12 protein-coding genes are annotated in these 20,094 nt (G+C 55.3%); 10 read left to right on the top strand and 2 right to left on the bottom strand.

From position 1 onward, the window contains the following. The first annotated feature begins 163 nt into the window (after positions 1 to 163). The 6 genes from Poly51_RS14650 to Poly51_RS14625 all read left to right on the top strand — a co-directional run bounded on the left by Poly51_RS14650 (position 164) and on the right by Poly51_RS14625 (position 9,357). Positions 164 to 1,189, top strand: coding sequence for an alpha/beta hydrolase family protein (locus tag Poly51_RS14650; RefSeq protein WP_146458566.1), 1,026 nt, complete (start codon positions 164 to 166; stop codon positions 1,187 to 1,189). 151 nt (positions 1,190 to 1,340) lie between these two features. Continuing rightward, positions 1,341 to 4,010: a DUF1592 domain-containing protein gene (locus Poly51_RS14645; protein ID WP_186775568.1), complete on the top strand. Its 2,670-nt coding sequence runs from the start codon at positions 1,341 to 1,343 to the stop codon at positions 4,008 to 4,010. Positions 4,011 to 4,078: 68 nt separating this feature from the next. Next, positions 4,079 to 5,485, top strand: coding sequence for a DUF1552 domain-containing protein (locus Poly51_RS14640; protein WP_146458564.1), 1,407 nt, complete (start codon positions 4,079 to 4,081; stop codon positions 5,483 to 5,485). A 155-nt stretch (positions 5,486 to 5,640) separates the two neighbouring features. Beyond that, on the top strand, positions 5,641 to 7,056 hold the full coding sequence (locus Poly51_RS14635; protein WP_146458563.1) for a sulfatase family protein: 1,416 nt from the start codon (positions 5,641 to 5,643) through the stop codon (positions 7,054 to 7,056). 12 nt (positions 7,057 to 7,068) lie between these two features. Beyond that, positions 7,069 to 7,875 (top strand): 3-keto-disaccharide hydrolase, encoded by an 807-nt coding sequence (locus tag Poly51_RS14630; protein ID WP_146458562.1) that lies wholly within the window; start codon positions 7,069 to 7,071, stop codon positions 7,873 to 7,875. Between the two features lie 57 nt (positions 7,876 to 7,932). Then, positions 7,933 to 9,357 carry an alkaline phosphatase D family protein gene (locus tag Poly51_RS14625; protein WP_246114517.1) on the top strand — a complete coding sequence of 475 codons (1,425 nt, stop codon included), beginning with the start codon at positions 7,933 to 7,935 and terminating at the stop codon, positions 9,355 to 9,357. A 125-nt stretch (positions 9,358 to 9,482) separates the two neighbouring features. Here the strand turns inward: Poly51_RS14625 and Poly51_RS14620 are convergent, their stop codons facing one another. Both Poly51_RS14620 and Poly51_RS14615 read right to left on the bottom strand, forming a co-directional pair. Further along, positions 9,483 to 9,671: a hypothetical protein gene (locus Poly51_RS14620; RefSeq protein ID WP_146458561.1), complete on the bottom strand. Its 189-nt coding sequence runs from the start codon at positions 9,669 to 9,671 to the stop codon at positions 9,483 to 9,485. Positions 9,672 to 9,674: 3 nt separating this feature from the next. After that, positions 9,675 to 10,904: a DUF1559 domain-containing protein gene (locus Poly51_RS14615; protein ID WP_146458560.1), complete on the bottom strand. Its 1,230-nt coding sequence runs from the start codon at positions 10,902 to 10,904 to the stop codon at positions 9,675 to 9,677. A 549-nt stretch (positions 10,905 to 11,453) separates the two neighbouring features. On the opposite strand from Poly51_RS14615, the gene Poly51_RS14610 reads away from it, so the two are divergent. The 4 genes from Poly51_RS14610 (at position 11,454) to Poly51_RS14595 (ending at position 19,880) form a co-directional block, all read left to right on the top strand. Further along, a complete protein-coding gene (locus Poly51_RS14610) occupies positions 11,454 to 13,733 on the top strand; it encodes a glycosyl hydrolase family 95 catalytic domain-containing protein (RefSeq protein ID WP_246114516.1) in 2,280 nt (759 codons plus the stop codon). 82 nt (positions 13,734 to 13,815) lie between these two features. Next, positions 13,816 to 16,818 carry a sulfatase-like hydrolase/transferase gene (locus tag Poly51_RS14605; RefSeq protein ID WP_246114515.1) on the top strand — a complete coding sequence of 1,001 codons (3,003 nt, stop codon included), beginning with the start codon at positions 13,816 to 13,818 and terminating at the stop codon, positions 16,816 to 16,818. Positions 16,819 to 16,945: 127 nt separating this feature from the next. After that, positions 16,946 to 18,277, top strand: coding sequence for a sulfatase family protein (locus Poly51_RS14600; protein WP_390621786.1), 1,332 nt, complete (start codon positions 16,946 to 16,948; stop codon positions 18,275 to 18,277). Between the two features lie 157 nt (positions 18,278 to 18,434). Further along, positions 18,435 to 19,880, top strand: coding sequence for a glycoside hydrolase family 28 protein (locus tag Poly51_RS14595; protein ID WP_146458558.1), 1,446 nt, complete (start codon positions 18,435 to 18,437; stop codon positions 19,878 to 19,880). The last annotated feature ends 214 nt before the right edge of the window (positions 19,881 to 20,094 follow it).

Raw genomic sequence — 20,094 nt, 5'->3', positions numbered from 1 at the left:
AGGAGCGTTGCGGATTTTGCATGCGTCTTGTGTCTCTCTCGCGGAACGCTGGAACACAGGTTGCCCGAAAAGTTCACGCTCGGCTGGACGCACTACAATCCACAAGGACGGCGAACCCGATCGCGGGTGACGGATTGCCTCGAATCTCACACCAGGAAGCATCATGAAGCCTATCGCAATCTCGCTGGTCGCTTTCATTGCCATCGCAGCATTTCCCGGCGTCTCGCATGCGCAGCCTGCGCCCGGCGAGTACGACACGACCGAAATCGAGTTGTTGGAACTCGCCGATGTGGCACGTTCGGGGCGCATCGTTCCCATGAAGTTGCACGTGCCTGTTGGGGCGGGGCCGTTTCCGGTCGTGATCGTCTCGCATGGTGCCGGCGGAAATCTAAATTCCAATTTTGCTCAGGCGCATCACCTGGCAACCCACGGTTACCTCGCTGTTTGTTTGGAGCATCTCGGCAGCAATACGGAACAGGCCGCTGCTGGTGGGCTGCGAGTTGGCAAGACCATCGCCGCAATGACTCGCAATGCCGGTGAAGTTCTCGGTCGCCCCAAAGACGTTAGCTTCGCCATCGATCAGTTGACGCGATTGGACACGACGCATCCGAGTCTGCAGGGCAAGTCCGACGTTAACCGCATTGGTATGATGGGGCATTCGTTCGGAGCCTATACCACGCTCGCCGTCTGTGGTGCCCGTCCTGCGCTGGATTGGCTGGATCCGAAAGTTGGAAGCGGACAGGGTTTGGGGCCTGATCTTTCAGACAAGCGAGTGCTGTGCGGAGTCGCATTGTCGCCGCAGGGACCGGGCGAACCGTTCTTTTTGGAAAGTAGCTATCGTTCCATTGCTGTACCCCTGCTCGGCATTTCTGGAAGCCTGGACAAACAGCAAGGCTTTGTCCCGATCCATCGCAAACACAGCTTTCAATATTGGCCCAGCGGCGATCGCTATCTGCTGTGGATCAACAACGCGGCGCACCTGCATTTTTCAGATTCCACGGGAAGCAAAGAGCGGCGACTCAATTTCGCAAACAATCGTCAAGACGATGTTCAGGCTGTATCGCGTGCCGCAACGCTACTGTTCCTGGATCAATACCTTAAGAAGGCGCCAGGAGCCAAGCTTCAAGAAAAGGATTTGCGGTCGCACATGGTTGGCATCGTCGACAAGATCGAACTCTTGGTGAAATAGGGTTTTTGATCGAAGGAATTACTGATGTTGGGTGATTCCAGTGGTACAATCGGGGTCCCTGATGTCGCCACTTCCCCTTCCCTCCTCCGCGGCAATGCTCCTACCTCGATTCACGCCTCAGCACCAGGCAAGATCCCCCTGTCTACGGGCCATGGTCCTAGTGGCTCTGTGTCTTGTTGCACAGAGTTCTGTCGATGCGCAGATCCAGTCTAACGAGAAGACAAGCGGTGCAAACGCAGTCGTTGCCACGGAGCGGGTTTTGGATTCCATCAGCGCGAGCCGCAACCGTGATCCGCAGCGTTACGAAAAATCGATCAAGCCACTTCTGAAGAAAGCATGTTTCGATTGTCACAGCGAGGATAACGTCGAAGGGAACTTTCGCGCGGACCAACTGGATCCCGACCTCGTCGGCGGCAAAGACATCGCTTGGTGGTTGGAGGTGTTCTCGGTTGTCAGCAAAGGCGAGATGCCGCCACCGGAGTCAAGCGAACTGGCCGACGATGATCGAATCCGCATCGTTGATTGGCTCTCCATTGAGATTCAAGCAGCAGAGAGACTGAGCAAGGCCAGTGGCAATCGCTCTTCGTTCCGGCGGCTGACTCGCTACGAATACAACTACGCTCTGCAGGACATGCTTGGTGTGCCGTGGACATTCGCAGGTGATCTTCCGGCGGAAGCTAGCGAGGACGACGCCTTCGAGAACAATGCCGATTCGTTGCACATGTCCGTGAAGCAAGTCGAGACTTATCACCAGCTTGCACTGAAGGCATTGCGCCGAATCACGGTTCGCGGTGACCGGCCGGTTGTGGTGCACTGGGCGATTCCGATGAAGGCCGCGTTCGAACGCGAAAAGGTGCGACTTGATCGTGACGTCGAAGCGGCCAGAAAGAAGTTTGCCGAGATGCCGGATAAGCAAGTCGCGGAAATCGAACGTCTGAAACAACGTTTTCAGGCATCTGCCGATAGGTCGCATTACCTAGAACTTTCAACAGGGCTGCGAGTAGAGACCGATTGGGATTATCGCAAAGCAGGCTATGCGTTCCGTCACAGAGATACATTCAAGTCGATTCCCAAACCTGGTTCCCATTTCGCCGTCGTGCAACCGGGCCAGCGGCAAGCACTGACCGTTGAACTCGGCGACAGGTTGCCAGACGAAGGCACGATGCGCGTGCGCGTTCGAGCGTCGCGTGCTGAGAATGTTGGAAAGCGTGCTCCGAGTCTACAGCTGCACTTTGGCTTTCAGGCAACCGATCAAGGGCGATCGATCGAACGTGTTAGTCGGCACGACGTTCCCATTCTGGCTCCCTACGGTCAGCCGGAAATTTACCAATGGGATATCCCGCTTAGCGAGATTGAGCACCGCAATACCTATCGTGGCGAGTTTGAACTTGGCGATCAACCGAGCCCGTCGGAGTACATTCGTTTTACAAACAGCACGATCGGGAACGACGGTTCCGATACCGCCACAGAAAGTCCGGCGATTCTGATCGACTACGTGGAAGTTGCCGCGCCGATCTACGACGACTGGCCACCGCGTTCCCACCGCAATGTCTTCATGGAAAGCGAGAACTCGCATGACGAAATCGCGTACGCGCGAGAGATTGTCGCCGCCTTCATGTCGCGCGCCTGGCGTCGTTCTCCGACGACCCGTGACATCGATCGAAAACTGCGCCTGTTCCAGCATTTGCGACGCAACAACACGAATTTTCAGGAAACGATCGTCGAAGTGCTCGCAACCATTCTGACTTCGCCAAAGTTCCTTTATGTGTTACCCGGCGATCAGGATGAACAGCAAGGCAAACAGAAAGATCAACTGTCGCAAAATGAGTTGGCGACCCGGTTGTCGTTGTTTCTTTGGTCTAGTTTGCCCGACGACACGCTACTCAAGCTCGCTTCCGAAGGTCGTCTCGGCGATCACGGAATTCTGCGTCAGCAAGTCGACCGCATGTTGGCCGATCCACGAGCAACTCGTTTTACCGAACACTTCGTCATGCAGTGGCTGAAAATGCAGCCGCTTGAATTCTTGAGCCCCACCCAAGGTGACGACGGTTTTGATGAAGCACTTTTGGAATCGATGAAGCGAGAACCCATCGCTCTGTTTGCTGATATGCTTCGGCGTGATTCGAGCGTTCTGGATTTCATCGACTGTGACTACTTGGTCGTCAACGAGCGACTTGCCCAGCACTATGGAATCTCTGGAGTTCAGGGGAATCATTTTCGCCGCGTTCCCTCGCCAAGTGAGCCGGATCGTGGCGGTCTGTTGACTCAGGCTGGTTTGCTAACGATGACCTCCGATGGCAAAGACTCACACCCGGTCAAGCGAGGCGTGTGGTTGTTGACGAACCTTCTCAACGATCCCCCACCACCGCCTCCTCCGGCCGTCCCCGAGATCGACCTCACCGATCCAGCGATCGCAAAGATGACTTTGAAAGAACGCATCGAGGACCATCGCAATCATGCCGCGTGCATGTCGTGCCATCAGAAGATTGATCCGTGGGGGATCGCATTCGAGAACTACGATGCAATGGGATGCTGGCGTGATCAGATCGACGGGAAGGTCGTAGACGCAACAAGCGTCCTGCCCAACGGCGCCCGCCTGGACGGAATGAAGGGACTCAAAGAACACCTGATTCAGCAGCGCCACGAACAGTTTGTGAAGGCGACCGTTGAAAAAATGGCAACGTATGCGTTGGGTCGACGACTGGAGTTCGCAGACCGCGCGGGAATCAGGGATATTACCGGGCGAGTTCGAGATTCGGGCGACGGCATCAAAACCTTGGTGATGTGCCTTGTGACCAGTGAGCTTTTCCAAACGAGATAGTGAAGATGTACAATAACTGATCCACTACTGAGAAACATTCAATTTCGCGACGGACAACGACAAGACAAATGGCATTCAACTTCAATCGACTTGATCGTCGTCGGTTTCTGCGAGGATCTGGTGCGGCGCTGGCACTTCCGCTGCTGAGTTCCAATCTGCCTCTTTCGGCGTCGAACTCGGCCGGCCGGGAAAATCCGAAACGGATGGCCTGTATCTACTTCCCCGACGGCGTCCCGATGCCGCTGCGCGAAGATCCTGCGTACCAGGATTGGTCATGGTTTCCGCATGGTGGGGGAACGGAATTTACGTTTACGAAGTGTACCGATGCCTTCGAGCCACTGCGTGACGATTTAACCGTGTTGTCGGGATTTTCGCACCCGGGTGCTCGCAAAGTACACGGCCACCGCAACGCCGACCAGTTTCTGACGGCGGCCGAAATTCGTCGCGATGGACCGTACAAGAACGCGGTCTCTCTGGATCAGGTTTACGCCGAGCACGTCGGTGATCAAACGCGGTTTTCATCGCTGGTGATGTCGACCGACGGTGGTATCGGAACTCCGCGCGCTGCCCAAACGCTTTCATTCAATCGCGCGGGCCGGGCGATCCCTGCGGAACAAAGCCCGAAGCGTATTTTCGACATGCTTTTCGTCAAGAGCAACGTCGATGCCGCTCGCCGATTGGCGAACAACGAGAGTGCTTTGGATGAAATGTTAGAAGACGCAAACGATCTTCGCAGCATCCTGTCGTCCGATGACCGGCTGCGGTTCGATGAGTACCTGGACTCCGTTCGCGAAGCCGAGATCCGCGTCCAGAAAGCAAGAGAGTGGGTCAACCGGCCACTGCCAACCGTCGACCGGGCCAAAATGGAAGCGGACATCTCGCCCGAGTCGCCACGGCTGTATGTGCAGACCATGTTAGACATGATCTATCTCGCGTTTAAAACCGATTCGACTCGTGTTGCGACTTATCAGATCGGGCGAGAAAACGGCGCCGGCGTCAGCGATCGTCTCGCCCGCGCCGTCGGGTTCAATCTCGCACATCAGTTGACGCACGACACGAAGAATCCCGGTGGCTGGGAAAACCTTGGGAAATATTGCCGATTTCTTAATGAAGAATTCGCCCGATTCACGACCCGGCTAAAGGAAACTCCGGAACCAGCCGGCACCGGCTCCATGCTGGATAACACGCTACTGCTGTTCGGTTCCGCATCAAGCGCGTTTCATCTTTCTCGCAATTATCCGCTCGTCCTTGCGGGTGGACGCAACATGGAAATCAAGCATGGCAAGTATCTGAACTATGCGGGATCCAATCCGATCAGCGGAGCCTGGAGTGGGGGCCCCGAACCGTACACGAAAAAGATTGAACAAGAAGACCAACCACTCACGCGCGTCTTCGTCACAATGTTGCAACAATTGGGAATGGAAACCAACAGCTTTGCTGGAGCCACCGGGAATTTCCCCGATTTGCTTTCGTAACGCGGCGCCGCTGAACTCCAATCGTTTCGGAAAAACCGAGTACAAGCGTTCGCATTGACTCGTTGTTTGGAAAAACCAAAAGTTAGGATCGTGCGATTGTTGCAGGTCCTTACGCAATATGTGAAACGAAAGACAAACTAGAAAGGCAGTCTACGATGGGCTCGACGATACACTCAATCACGAAGTTTCTGGTCTTCGTTTTCGTGTTCAACGGCACGACGGGCTTGGTAAACGCAGGGGAGAGTCCCAATATCATTTTGTTGTTGGCCGACGACCTGGGTTATCGAGACCTTTCATGCTTCGGCAGTCCTGCCGTCAATACACCGAACCTTGATCGGCTTGCCAAGGAAGGACAGAAGTTTACGCGGTTCTACGCTGGTTCGGCGGTGTGCACGCCCACGCGGGCATCGATATTGACCGGTCGATATCCACTGCGATTCGGAATCACAAAGCACTTCAACGACGTGAATCGATGGCTCCCGGAATCGGCGACGACGGTTGCCGAAATCCTGAAGGGTGCCGGCTACCACACCGGCCACGTCGGCAAATGGCACTTAGGCGGTTTGCATGTCGACGCCGACGGCAAGCGACTGGAAGACCAGCCCGGCCCCCGCCAGCACGGCTTCGAGTTTTATCAAACTCAGATCGAACAACAGCCGATTCGCGGCCGCATGGGTCGTGAGCAAACTCTCTTTCGCCAAGGCGGAACGGTGCTGCTTCGCAACGACCAGCATGTTGGCGAAGGTGATCCGTACTATTCAAAGCACTTGACCGATGCCAATGGCGATTTTGCGATCGAGTTGATCGAAAAGTTCTCGGCGGACCCCCAACCGTTCTTTATCAATATGTGGTGGCTCGTGCCGCACAAGCCCTACGAACCCGCGCCCGAGCCCCATTGGTCGGGCACCGCGGTGGACGGCATCAGTGAAGATCAGCATCGCTTTCGATCGATGGTGCAGCACATGGACGCCAAAGTCGGCCAGATCCTGGGCAAGCTCGATGACCTGGAAATCGCGGACAATACACTTGTCCTATTCACCAGCGACAATGGAGCCGCCTTTGAAGGATTCATTGGCGATCTAAAGGGCGGTAAGACCGACTTGCATGACGGCGGACTTCGCGTTCCGTTTTTGGTGCGTTGGCCAGCAGCGATCCCGGCCGGTCAGGCATCAGATACTTTTGGGCACACCAATGATCTGTTGCCCACGGTCTGCGATGCGGCCGGAATCGAACTGCCGAGCGACTTGCCAATCGATGGACTGAGCTTGTTGCCTCACATGAAGGGCGAACGTCCACCGACTGTCGAAACAAGGGGGACCGTGTTTTGGCAACTCGATTTGTATAGAAACATTCAACGGCACTACCCAAAGCCAAAGCCATATGCGACCGAAGTCGTCATGCGAGGCAAATGGAAGATGCTCGCTTTAAGCGGAAAGCCGGTGGAGTTGTTCGATGTTGAATCCGACCCGAACGAAAACCGAAATGTGTTGGATGACCACACAGAACTGGTCGCTTCGTTAGCGGCGCAGCTTGATGAGTGGCTCAGCGCTCCAAGAACGCCCCATGATTGAATCGAGAAACGCATGAACCAACTAAACAAACTTCGATGCTATCTGCTTCCTCGCCGCGATTTTTTACATTCCGTTTGGGTTTGCATAACGAGTGTCCTGTTCTTTGCCGTTCCGACGAATGCGCAAGAGTCGTCGGGCGCATCGACACTCGGTCTCGCCGCGCCCGCTGGGGCGGTGGTGCTGTTCGATGGATCGAACTTCGATGCCTGGGAACCGTTTTCGTTCCAGGCGATCAATCCCAAAGCCGACCAAAAAGAGGTTCAATGGAAACTGGTCGACGAGAACGCGATGGAGATCGTTTTTGAATTCCGAGGCAAGAAACGGAAGCAGTTCATTTGCACGAAGGAAAAATTCGGCGACTACCACCTTCATTTGGAGTTCCAGTTGCCGCGTGATGGCGGCCAAGGCAATAGTGGCGTCTTCTTTGGGCCGTTATATGAACTGCAAATTCTCAACCCCACACCGAAGGACCGGGCCGGGCTGACCGACTGTGGCGCTATCTATCAAATCCGTGCTCCCAGCGTGAACGCAGCTCTGGCACCGGGCGAATGGCAGACGATCGATTTGGATTTTCAAGCCGCTCGAATTGGCGCGGCTGGCTTTGCAAACGAGAGCGACGCGGCCCGTGTCACCGTGCGGCTCAACGGCAAACTGATCCACGACAACTTCAAACTGTCGCTACGCAGAAACAAGTACGCGGCCTATCCGGAAGAACCGCTCTCGCCCATCGTATTGCAAGAGCATGGATCGCCAGTAAAGTTCCGGAACATCTGGCTTGTTGAGAAAGCCATCGACAAAGTTCCGCGGAAGAAAAAGTAAGCATTGCGATCTTGAAAGTCTCACCATTTCCTTCATTCGTCCAGCGGATACCGTCTCATGAGCATCAAACGCTTGCTTGCCTTTTGTACTTTGATCACGGCTGCATACCCTCTTCACGCAGACGTCTTCATGGCGAACGGAATGAAGATCGGGGATGTGACCAGCGATACTGCGAAAGTCTGGACGCGATTGACGGCACAGCCCGAACGAACACGCTCGGGCACCAAGTTTCTTAAAACAACAAACCCCACGAAAGAAGAGCCGGCGCGGGCAGACGGAAGCCATCAGTTTCCACCCGGAAAGACGCTCGCGGATATGGAAGGAAGCGTGCCTGGGGCTGACGGAGAGGTGCGTCTGCGATATTGGCCAAAGGGACAGCGTGGAAACAAGACCGTCACAGACTGGATGCGTGTGGATTCGCAGAAGGATTTTACACGTCAATTTTCGCTGACGGGACTATCGGCAAATACGGATTACGTTTTGGAAGCGGAAGGAAAGGACGCAAGCAGCACCGTCGCGGTCGACGGCGGCTTTCGAACAGCGCCCAAGGCAGATGATGTTCAGGACATCGATTTCGTTGTCGTAACCTGCGGCGACTATCCCCGCCGTGACGACGCGGAGAATGGTCATGTCATTTACGAAACGATGCTCAAGAAGATCGATCCGCACTTCTTTGTTCACACGGGAGACATTGAATACTACGACCGAGATGATCCTTATGCCCTGAGCAAGGAACTTGCCCGTTACAAAATGAATCGCCTGTTTTCAATGCCGTACATTCGAAGCTTTCACAACAACGTTAGCAGCTACTTCATCAAGGATGATCATGATACTCTAATGGATGACTGTGACCCCGACGATGTCTATGGAACCCTGACCTGGGACGAAGGGATTGCCATTTTTGAAGAACAGTTTCCACGCACTCGACCCTACAAGACGGTTCGATGGGGCAAAGACTTGCAAGTGTGGATGATGGAAGGCCGCGATTTCCGGGACGTCCATCCCGAGGGGCCGGATCAAGAGCCGTCCATCTGGGGCGCCCAGCAGAAAGAGTGGTTCTTTAAGAGCTTCGCCGAATCAGACGCAACCTTTCGCGTGCTCATCAGTCCGACTCCGGTCGTCGGTCCTGATCGCAAAGGGAAGAATGACAATCACGCGAACAAAGAGTTTGCATTTGAAGGCAATCAGATACGTGAATTCCTTGGTAGCCAGGAAAACGCCTTTGTCATTTGCGGTGATCGCCATTGGCAGTATCACTCCGTTGATCCAACGACAGGGGCCACGGAGTTCTCTTGCGGTCCAAGTTCAGACAAGCACGCAAGCGGCTACAGCGAAGAGTTTCGCAATGAATACCACAAGTATCTGAAAATCCTTGGCGGCTTCCTTTCCGTGAATGTATCACGAGAAACAGGTGAGCCCGTAGTCACGTTCAATCATCACGCACCTGACGGCACGGTCCGCTATTCGTTTCAGAAGAAGTAGCGTTTGCCAACATCGCAATCAAACTCATTCCCGCAATAACGCAGTTGCGAGGAGCACAGAAGTTGTGGCCCTCGTCAACTGCGATTTGCAGTTCAGGAGACCTCGCTCGCTATGAGCAAGAGGCCCTACATTTCTGGGTCCGGCGGCGGCTCCATATCCGCATTTGCCGATTCGGGATTCGCTTGTAAAAAAGCTTCTACTTCAGAACTGCTTGCCGAAAATTCAGGCTCAGAACTTCCGCATCCGGAAACGAAACACAGGCCAACTGCCAAGGCGAGCCCGGCAACTATTTTGAATCCGTTGAACGTTTTCATTGATCAGATCTCCTCATCAATAACTTCACTGGTGGCTGCGGTGCCCAGTGCACCCCATAACCCATAGGGACTTGCCGCACCGGGCACGGACAGCGGATCATTGTGCGCCGGATGCGCACCAACTTGTCCGCGATTTGGGTCGCCGGCTTCGATGGAGTCAGTGATAAATTTCACAGCACCATCACCCATCAAGATGTGCGCTCCGCCTTGATGGCGGCTAGACGCGCTTGCGATGGCAATGGAAACGATGTTCGTGTTGTTGATGCAGAGGACAGAATTGGGTGGCAAAATGGTGTTAACTTGCTGGTTGATTGGACCACCGTAAGCCCATTTGAATCCCCGTCGTTGCTCGGCGTTTCCAACCAGGGGAGCCGTCGTGCTCCAAAACCTTGGACGCAGAGGATCTCTAAACTGTTCACACGAGGTATTGCCGTTCAGGCCCAACAGGTTGTTTGCACCGTCAGCCGAATGGGTACGAACATCTCGGTCACCTAGGTCAGTGACGATCTCTCCCATGGCAATGGTGTTGGAGAGTCCATCAAGTACATCTCGAAAACGGATGAATCGCTGATTCTTGAAGAAGCCTCGCTGAGAAGCCCTGACGCGAACGTAGTACAACGGGTTACCGCCAGTCTGCTGAGCGCCCGTGTTTCGAATCCGATAACCGCCCCAGGTGGTGTCCAACGAATCACCTAGACACGGGCCATAGTTTGTACGTCCTTGGGCAGGTAGGCCTTGGCCTGGGTCACTCGGGCAACGAAGCGTTGGGATGTTGGCCATCCACGGACCATAGAAACCGCCGTTGGCATTGGCCCCTGAGTTGAGAGGTCGACCTGGCCATGGTCCCATCGGGTTGTAGATATTGCCCAAACCAGCCGTTCCTTCCGTCACCGAATACGGATTGCTGATCTGCTCCCAAAGCGCCTGCTGCTCCATGAACGGCGTCATTCCCACCAAGCTAGACAGGTCCAATTGGTTATTACCATTGTCTGCACGCCACGATCCCACCCCATGCGTCCCACCTTGGTGCATTGGCAATCGCTTGTAGGCAGAATGATAGTTGTGAATTGCCAGCCCAAGTTGCTTGAAGTTGTTGCTGCAACTCATCCGACGTGCGGCTTCACGCGCCGCTTGGACCGCGGGCAATAGCAGCCCTACCAACACGCCGATGATCGCGATGACGACGAGAAGTTCGACGAGGGTGAATCCCTCACGCTTCAATCTGTTCTTCATTTCGGTGCTCCTGAAAGCGAAAACAAAATTTATTTCGAACCTCGAACCGGTGTGGGTAAGTAACCAAGCTTGCTTTGGTCGAGACTCAGTTTCAAAAAAGAAATCGTGGATGACGCCCAGCTACATTCTTACCCGCGTCCGAGTCTATCCCCCGAGGGCTCCATAGTGAGCGGCAATCTGCGAGACCCCAGTGAAAAACCACGATTGCCTGACGGCTTTTGCGACACCCAGATAACGATTTGCGCAAACATGGCGTTGCGATTTGCACGTCAGGCCGCTTGCTGCTGTCTCCCGCAAGCAAGAATCGACAGTCGAAGAATCCAAATGAGGCGCACCGGGTTCGGTTATGGTGGAGACGAATTGGCATCGCTGTGTCGCGGCGACTTTGATGCAAACGATCCGAGTTGTCGGATTAAAATGCATCACTCCTGGGTCGTGCTTGTATTGCCGCATCGTTCGATAAATTCACAACCGATCCGAAGTTCGACTTCGGCCATCGAGCGATCCCGACGAACGCCATCGTTTGCTCATGTTTAAAATGAAGACTCTATGAGACAGAAACTCGCATTGTTGCTGTGCCTGCTCAGCGTCTATGCGTGCTGTGTCGGTTTGGCAACGCCACGCGTCGCGTTGGCGGACCAGAATTGGCGGACGGTCGACTGGCCAACGTTTCTTTCCTCGCACGATTTAATAACTGCAACCATACCGGATCGTTGGGACGCGGCACCCTTCGCTGGAAACGGTGAACAGGGCACGCTGGTCTATCAAACGGGCCCCCGTACGCTTCGTTTCGATGTGGGTTGTTCGGCCGCGCACGACCATCGACCATGGGAACAGGACGATCTGTCGGAAAAGCATGTCGAGGTTCTCAACCGAGGTCGGCATTTCATTGGACACTTGACGTTGAACTTGCCCGCGGATTTGACTGGCGGGGAAACACGTGTCTCGTTATGGAATGCCGAGGCGTCTGGGACTCTGCGTTCGCCCCATGGACAGGCAACCTGGAAAGCAATCGTTCACGCCAAAGAACCCGTCATTTTTTGTGAGCTGAACACGACGGGCGAGCTATCGGAAGCGCGGTTTGAATACGTTCCCGAAGTCCCTCGTAATCCTCGCGCCGTCCGTGCAAAGACGCCTCGGACGCCGCCACATCCCGAGGTCAAGACTTTGGTTCGTGACGATGGTGTTCATGTCGCAGTTCAGGACTTGATTGCGGGCGGACAAACCGGGGTGGCTTGGTTCGTCGAATCGAAAGGCCAACGAACGCGGCTGTGGCTAAGCGTGCAACATAGCTTTCCCGATCGGTCAGCGGCGAAAGATGCGATCGCCGCAGTGCGCCGAGCTCGCGAGGCGGACCTTGTCGATTGGATCGCCCAGCATGAACATTGGTGGCATCGCTACTACCAACAGAGTTTCCTGGAAACCGGCGACCCGTTTTGGGATCGTTTCTATTGGATCCAGCAATACAAGCTCGGATGCGCCACGCGTGACGAAGGATGGATCATCGATAACCAAGGTCCCTGGCTTCAGCCGACGGCTTGGAACGCAACATGGTGGAACCTCAACGCGCAGCTATCGCATCTGGGCGGGCTGACCGCGAATCGCCGCGGCGCGGTGTCGGCGCTCCGCTATCAACTCAACCGAAACCAAGGCAACCTTCGACTTAACGTCGCGGAAGCCTATCGCATGGATTCGTCAGCCCTCGGCCGTTCGTCGTCGGGATGGGACTTGATCGCTCATGTGGGCGAGCCCGGTGGTCGCGTCGGGATGGACCCACGGATTGGTGCCGAATGCGGCAATCTGTTGTGGGCACTGCACAACGTCGATCTCGAATATCGTTACTGGAACGATACGACCGTTCGAGACGAGACTCTGTTTCCGCTGCTGGTGCGTGCGGTCAACTACTATCGACATTTTCTCCAGCTCGGCCACGATGATCGCTGGCATCTGCCCAAGACGTACAGTCCCGAGTACCGACTCGCGAGTGACTGTACGTACGATTTGGATTTGTTGCACTGGGGAATCGGTCGCTTGCTGGAACTTGCCGACGAGAAAGGTTTGAACGAATCCGACAAACCGCTGGTGGCAGTTTGGCGAGATTTGCGAGACAACCTTGTCACTGTGCAGAGCAATGACACCGGACGCGCCGTTGGTGGCGATGTTTGGTTGACCGGCGGGCATCGACATTGGTCGCACTTGATGGCGATTTATCCGCTTCGCACCCTGACGCCGGATTTGCAACAGGACCGCGACTTGATCGAGCGGAGCTTGAAGCATTGGCGTTCGTTCGGGCGCGGCATCGCAGGTTACTCGCACACCGCCGGTTCGTGCATGGCATCGCTGCTTGGCGATGGCGACCAGGCCCTTGAGTATCTCAATCAATTGCGACCGTATTTAAAACCCAACACATTTTATTCCGAGATCGGTCTGCCGGTGATGGAAACGCCGCTACATGGGGCGACGGCCATGCAGGAAATGGTTCTGCAAAGTCACGGTGGTCGCTTGGCCGTTTTTCCGGCCGTCCCAACTGCGTGGCCCGACGTACGCTTTGCAAACTTCCGTGGCGAAGGCGGTTTCCTGGTCAGCGGGGAACTCCACGGCGGCCAGTGCCAATGCGTGTCGATTGTTTCGACCCGTGGCGGCGACGTCACGGTAGCCTTGCCGATGAATAAGTTCCGCTGGTTTGCGGTTTCGAACCCCACCGCGTCGCACCAGCATGAAGGCCAGCTCGAATTATCAACCCAACGCGGCGATCGTTTCGTTTTTTGGAACGAAGGGACTACCCGACCGACCACGTCCCCGCCAGACGTCAGTAACTTGGTCAAATGAAGCTCAGCCGTAAACAGTTGCTCGTTTTTTTCGGGCACTTAGCTTCCACTCACTCCAAAACATTCACCTCGCGTAGAGCACGATGACAATGAAGTTCCAACCCTGTGTTTTTGTATTCGCGCTGGCATCGTATGTGATGGGATGCTCATCAGGATTGGCTTGGTCGGCCCCGCCGGCCCCGCCGGCCTCGGCAAACCCGAGTCCTCCCAATGTCGTGCTCATCTTTGCCGATGATCTCGGCTACGGCGACCTTGGTTGCTATGGCGCGACGAAGCTGCAAACACCCAACATCGATCAGCTTGCGGCCGAAGGTCGCCGGTTCACGGATGCGCATTCGGCGTCGGCGGTCTGCACCCCGTCACGCTACGGCCTGCTGACGGGCGAGTATCCGGTGCGCAAGAACATTTGGGGTCCCGCGCCGATCACGTCGCCGCTGCTTGTTGATGCCGAAAAACTGACCATCGCCGATGTGTTCAAGAACAGCGGTTACAGCACGGCGGCTTTCGGAAAATGGCATCTGGGATTCGGCACGAAGACGAACGACTGGAAGCAACCGTTGCGGCCAGGCCCCCTGGATCTCGGTTTCGATTATTTCTTTGGCGTGCCGCTGGTCAACAGCGCGCCGCCGTACGTCTTTGTGGAAAATGATCGTGTCTTTGCTCGCGACTCGAACGACCCGCTTGTCTATTTGGGCCGCAAGCCGACCGACAAGGCCACTGCGATCACCCCGCTGACCGACGAGCACGGCCAGCGAGTTCCCAACTACTTTAGCGGCGCCGCTGCGGCACATAAGCTCTACAACGACTTCACCTTGGGGACGACGTTGGCCGAGCGGTCAACTCAATGGATTCGTGAGCAGTCGGACAAACCTTTTTTTCTCTACCTCTCCACGACCAACATCCATCATCCGTTCACGCCGGCTCGGCGGTTTCAGGGGACCAGTCAGTGCGGCCTGTATGGTGACTTCGTCCACGAGTTAGATTGGATCGTTGGCGAGGTCATGGAGACGCTGAAAGAGAAAGGTGTCGCGGACAATACGCTGGTCCTTTTCACCAGTGATAACGGCGGGATGTTCAATCGCGGCGGCCAAGAAGCCTTCCGATTGGGCCACCGGGGCAACGGTGACTTGCTGGGGTTTAAGTTTGGTGCTTGGGAAGGTGGGCATCGTGTACCGTTCATCGCTCGTTGGCCCGGGCACATACAGCCGGGCACCACTTCAACGCAGTTGATCAGTAGCGTGGATATGTTGGCCACCTTTGCCGCACTAACAGAGCAGACCTTGAGCCAAGAGCAGATTGCCGACAGTGTGAATGTTCTGCCTGCAATGATGGGTGAACCAGAATCTCCGTTGCGAGACACCCTGGTTGTTTCTCCCCATAAACCCACTCACCTTACCGTTCGCAACGGGAGGTGGGTCTATATCGGTGCTCAAGGCGAGGGAGGATTCAATGGCAAACCGGGGGTGCATGCTGCCGGCGGACCCGTCTGTGCATCGTTCGTCGGAAGCGTGAACAGCGATATCGAGGACGGCCGGATCAAGAAGGACGCGCCGCCCGCTCAGTTGTACGATCTCGAAGCGGATGTGAACCAAACTCGCAACCTGTACAACGAATTTCCCGAAGTGGTCAAGGAGATGAGCGAGTTGCTTGCCCGTTACGCGCCGCCGAAACCGAAACGCGTTCCCAGGAAGGGTAAGCCGGCACCGAAGAAAGACTCGGCAAGCAGGGGCGAGGCCATCGATGCGCCGACGCGCTCGCCAAATTTCGTCGTCATCTTCACGGACGATCAGGGCTACGGAGACCTCAGTTGCTTCGGCGGCAAACACGTTAGCACACCGCGCATTGATCAGATGGCGGCGGAAGGAATGAAGCTGACCAGTTTCTATGTTGCCGCCCCGGTCTGCACTCCGTCTCGCGCCGCTTTGATGACCGGCTGCTATCCGAAGCGAATCGGCATGGCGATGGGGTCTAACTTCGGAGTGCTGCTGGCCGGAGACCGGAAGGGATTGAATCCGGATGAAGTGACGATCGCCGAAGTTCTGAAGACTGCGGGTTACAAAACGGGGATGTTCGGTAAGTGGCATCTCGGGGATCAGCCGGAGTTTCTGCCGACGCGACAAGGGTTCGATGAATTCTTTGGGATTCCGTTCAGTCACGACATTCATCCGTTTCATCCACGCCAGGATCACTACAAGTTCCCGCCGCTGGCGCTGCTGGAAAATGAGCAGGTCATCGAGATGGATCCCGACGCCGATTATCTGACAAAGCGAATTACCGAGCACGCGGTCTCATTCATCGAGAGACACAAAGACGAGCCTTTCTTTCTTTACGTCCCGCATCCCATTCCCCATGCGCCGCTTCACGTTTCGCCGCCATTCATGGAAGGCGTCTCCGACGACATTGTGGCGACGCTCAAAGCAGAGGATGGCAATATCGACTACAAGACGCGGGACGAGATTTACCGTCAAGCCATTGCCGAAATCGACTGGTCCGTCGGGACGATCCTCGACACTCTCAAGGCCAGCGGACTCGACGAAAACACATTCGTCCTTTTCACGTCCGACAATGGCCCCCCGAAGAAGTCCCTCTTTGCCAACGCCGGCCCACTGCGAGGCAACAAGGGGACCACTTTCGAGGGTGGAATGCGCGAGCCCACCGTCGTCCGTTGGCCGGGAAAGATTCCGTCAGGCAAACCGAACGATGAACTCATGACGACGATGGATTTGCTGCCGACTTTCGCGAAGCTGGCCGGCGCAGCAATCCCCACCGATCGGGTCATTGATGGCAAAGACATCTGGCCGACGCTCATCGGCGACGCCCAAACACCGCACAAAGCGTTCTTCTATCACGGCGGAAACAAGTTGCAGGCGGTGCGGTCTGGGAAATGGAAACTTCATGTAAACAAAGGAAAGCCCGCACAGCTCTATGACTTGAAAAATGATATCGGCGAGAAGAAAAATGTCATCGAATCGAATCCGGAAGTCACGCAGAAACTCAGCGCGCACCTGCAAGCGTTTGCTAACGACATTGCCGACAACAGCCGGCCGGCCGCTTTCGTTGAAAATCCGAAACCACTTTCAAAATGAAAAGAAACACATGACTTCGGTCAGTGACCATGTGCGCCGGCCTCCCGCGGCCGTTGAAGCCCATCCCGCGCGAAGACCGTCTGTTTGGGGACAAAGCCTGGTTCTAGTATTCCTCGCATGCTCATTCGTGAGTGCCGCGGAGCGACCGCCGAACATCGTCGTTATCTTCGCCGACGATCTCGGATTCGGTGACATTCGTTGCTACGGCCCGACGGGTGCCGACACTCCGCATCTTGATGCGCTGGCGGCGGAAGGATTTCGCAGCACAGATTTTTTCGTTCCCGCCAATGTGTGCAGTCCCTCGCGAGCCTCGCTCCTGACCGGTCGCTACCCGATGCGATGCGGAATGCCAGTCGCGCGACACGAATCAGATCCGAAATACAATCACTACGGACTCACATCCGAAGAGATCACCATCCCCGAACTGCTCAAGCCCGCCGGCTATCGCTCGTTGATGGTGGGCAAGTGGCATTTGGGGATGGAGGTCGAAGGTTCCCATCCGATCGATGCCGGCTTCGATGAATACCTCGGCATCCCCAGCAACTACGCAAAGTCCCGCGGGCCAAACTACAACACGCTGTATCGCGGCAAACAGGTCGAACAGTTGAAGGTCCCGTGCGAAGAATTGACAAAGCGATATACCGATGAAGTCGTCAGCTTTATCAAGCGACAAAAAGAGAGTCCGTTCTTTATCTATGTTTCGCACCACATCGTGCATTCCCCACTGTTGCCCAGTAAAGACTTCGTCGGCACATCAAAAAAGGGAAAGTATGGCGACTTCATCAATGAACTGGATCACAGTACGGGGCGCATCATGCAAGCGATCCGCGATGCTGGCCTCGACGACAACACGCTGGTGGTCTTCACTTCCGACAATGGGCCGACCACGGCTGGTTCAACGGGCGGTTTGAACGGTGGCAAGTACTGCACAATGGAAGGTGGACATCGCGTGCCCGCAATCTTTCGATGGCCGGGAAAGATTGCGCCCAATCAAGTGTCTGACGTCACGCTGGCCAGCATGGATTTACTGCCGCTTTTTTGCGAACTGGCCCGCGTGAAGAAACCGAGTGATCGTAAGATCGACGGACACAACATCCTTCCCATTCTGCAAGGCAAAGAGACCGCAACGCCGCACAAGTTTCTTTACTACTACAACGGCACGAATCTGCAGGCGGTCCGCGAAGGCAACTGGAAGCTGCATCTGCCTCGCACCGCCAAGGACCAACCTTTTTGGTCCAAGAAACCCTTGAAGGGCAGAGGTTTCGTGACGCTAAAAGAACGACGACTTTTTGATATCGACAACGACGTTAGCGAGAAACACAACGTCGCGGATCGATATCCAGAGGTCGTCGCTCGCTTGCAAAAGCAAGCCGAAACAATCCGAGTGGAACTCGGTGACGTACACACGACCGGCACGGATCAACGAAAAATCAACCTTGCGGATCCGCAGGAGCGGTAACGCACTGCGATAATGCATAGCGAAACGAAAACGCTTCGTTGCCGAATACCGTTCATTTCGGCTTCACTTCATCGTGTGAGTATTGAACCTCGTTCCGAAACCGACAATCCAAAAGCAGAATCCATTGGGAACACGGATCCATCATCAATCGCCTGCCATGCGAATCGGTAACTTGATTCTGGTCGGGGTCGTTTTGTCATGTGTTGTTGGCACCCAAAACACGTTTGCAGACCGCGACGAATCGGCCGCCAACAGGGTCTTTAGTATCAAGAGCTTTGGCGCGGTCGGCGACGGCGTAGCCATTGAGACGGCAGCGGTGCAAAAGACCATCGATGCCTGTCACGATGCCGGAGGCGGCGTCGTTCGGGTGCCTGCTGGCGATTTTCAAATCGGCACGATCGTTTTGAAAAGCAATATCACCCTCTCGCTCGACTACGGCGCTCGTTTGCTTGGTAGCACCGATGTGGCTGACTACCCAACCGAGAGCCTCAGCAGGCCGCGAGAGGGCGATGCCCATTGCTTGATCTACGCTGAAAACGCAAAGAACATCACCATCGAAGGACTTGGCGTCATCGATGGCAGGGGCACTCACCAGCATTTTCCACGGAACCGGAAGGGCGGTAAAAACTCTGGCATCCGGCCACGGCTGATGCGTTTGGAAAGCTGTGATGATCTCGCCTTTTCAGGGGTCACCTACACACGCCCAGCCTTTTGGGGGCTGCACTTGATCGATTGCACGAACGTTCACTTCAGTGCCGTTACCGTGCGATTCCGTAATAACAACTTTAACAATGACGGACTTGATCTGGACGGATGTGAGAATGTGCTGATCGAGAACTGTGATCTCAGCACCGGAGACGACGCGATCTGCTTGAAGAGTTCAAAGAACCCCTGCCGAAACATTGTCGTGCGTGGATGCCGGATGGACAGCAACACGGCCGCGTTGAAGCTTGGGTCGTCGTCGCGCGGCGGGTTCATCGATGTAACGGTGACCAACTGCTATTTTCATGACTGCCCTATGGGCGCTATCAAGCTGCAATCAGTAGACGGCGGACGCCTAGAAAATGTCGATATCTCAAGAATCACAATGAAAGACGTGGGCTGTCCCCTCTTCATGCGTTTGGGAAATCGGGGCAGCACCTTTGGCGAAGAACAAGGCAGCGCTACGGTCGGGACACTGAAAAACATCCGAGTCAGCGATGTGGTGGCCGAGGTCATCATCGAGGATCGAGCGAAAGCCGCTGAGGCGGTCTATAAAAATCTCAAAGTGGATACTACCCCAGGCGTGACGGATAACGAGAAGTCGAAAGCCGGGCCGATCATGATCACGGGCATCCCCGGCCACTTTGTCGAGAACGTTGTCTTGGAAAACATTAAGATCTCTTACCCAGGAAACGGAACGAAAGAAGATGCACGTCGAACCGTTCCCGAAGACATCGATCGCTATCCGGAGCAGTTCTTCTTTGGTGTGCTGCCGGCTTGGGGTGCTTACATCCGTCATGCAAAGAATATTGAATTTAAGAATGTCCAGATGACGGTTCGCGACGCAGACGAACGCCCGAAGGTGGTCGTGGATGATGTTGAAGGTTTCGTCGATCGATAAACGTCGGTTCCCTCACATGCTCTAGCCGAATGCGAGGAGCGTGCGAAGGCAAATCCTTGATTATCTCAGGGACTCAGGGACGTTTCTCGAAGGTTGTTCAGTTACGTTAGCCTGTCGTGCGAAGCTATAATCCACCGATCAAATTCCCGCTCAACCATTTCTCGATTGGACGGGTCGTCGCCGAGCCCGGTCGGCGACAGCATAATCGACCCTC

The organism is Rubripirellula tenax (assembly GCF_007860125.1).
In the GTDB taxonomy this organism is placed as follows: domain Bacteria; phylum Planctomycetota; class Planctomycetia; order Pirellulales; family Pirellulaceae; genus Rubripirellula; species Rubripirellula tenax.
Note: the sequence above shows the minus strand (reverse complement) of the source record. Positions and strands in the feature narration are given on the sequence as shown.

Coding starts and splice junctions, on each gene's coding strand:
- Poly51_RS14650 (WP_146458566.1), top strand. CDS start 164: ATGAAGCCTATCGCAATCTCGCTGGTCGCTTTCATTGCCATCGCAGCA.
- Poly51_RS14635 (WP_146458563.1), top strand. CDS start 5,641: ATGGGCTCGACGATACACTCAATCACGAAGTTTCTGGTCTTCGTTTTC.
- Poly51_RS14605 (WP_246114515.1), top strand. CDS start 13,816: ATGACAATGAAGTTCCAACCCTGTGTTTTTGTATTCGCGCTGGCATCG.
- Poly51_RS14645 (WP_186775568.1), top strand. CDS start 1,341: ATGGTCCTAGTGGCTCTGTGTCTTGTTGCACAGAGTTCTGTCGATGCG.
- Poly51_RS14630 (WP_146458562.1), top strand. CDS start 7,069: ATGAACCAACTAAACAAACTTCGATGCTATCTGCTTCCTCGCCGCGAT.
- Poly51_RS14625 (WP_246114517.1), top strand. CDS start 7,933: ATGAGCATCAAACGCTTGCTTGCCTTTTGTACTTTGATCACGGCTGCA.
- Poly51_RS14595 (WP_146458558.1), top strand. CDS start 18,435: ATGCGAATCGGTAACTTGATTCTGGTCGGGGTCGTTTTGTCATGTGTT.
- Poly51_RS14620 (WP_146458561.1), bottom strand. CDS start 9,671: ATGAAAACGTTCAACGGATTCAAAATAGTTGCCGGGCTCGCCTTGGCA.
- Poly51_RS14640 (WP_146458564.1), top strand. CDS start 4,079: ATGGCATTCAACTTCAATCGACTTGATCGTCGTCGGTTTCTGCGAGGA.
- Poly51_RS14610 (WP_246114516.1), top strand. CDS start 11,454: ATGAGACAGAAACTCGCATTGTTGCTGTGCCTGCTCAGCGTCTATGCG.
- Poly51_RS14615 (WP_146458560.1), bottom strand. CDS start 10,904: ATGAAGAACAGATTGAAGCGTGAGGGATTCACCCTCGTCGAACTTCTC.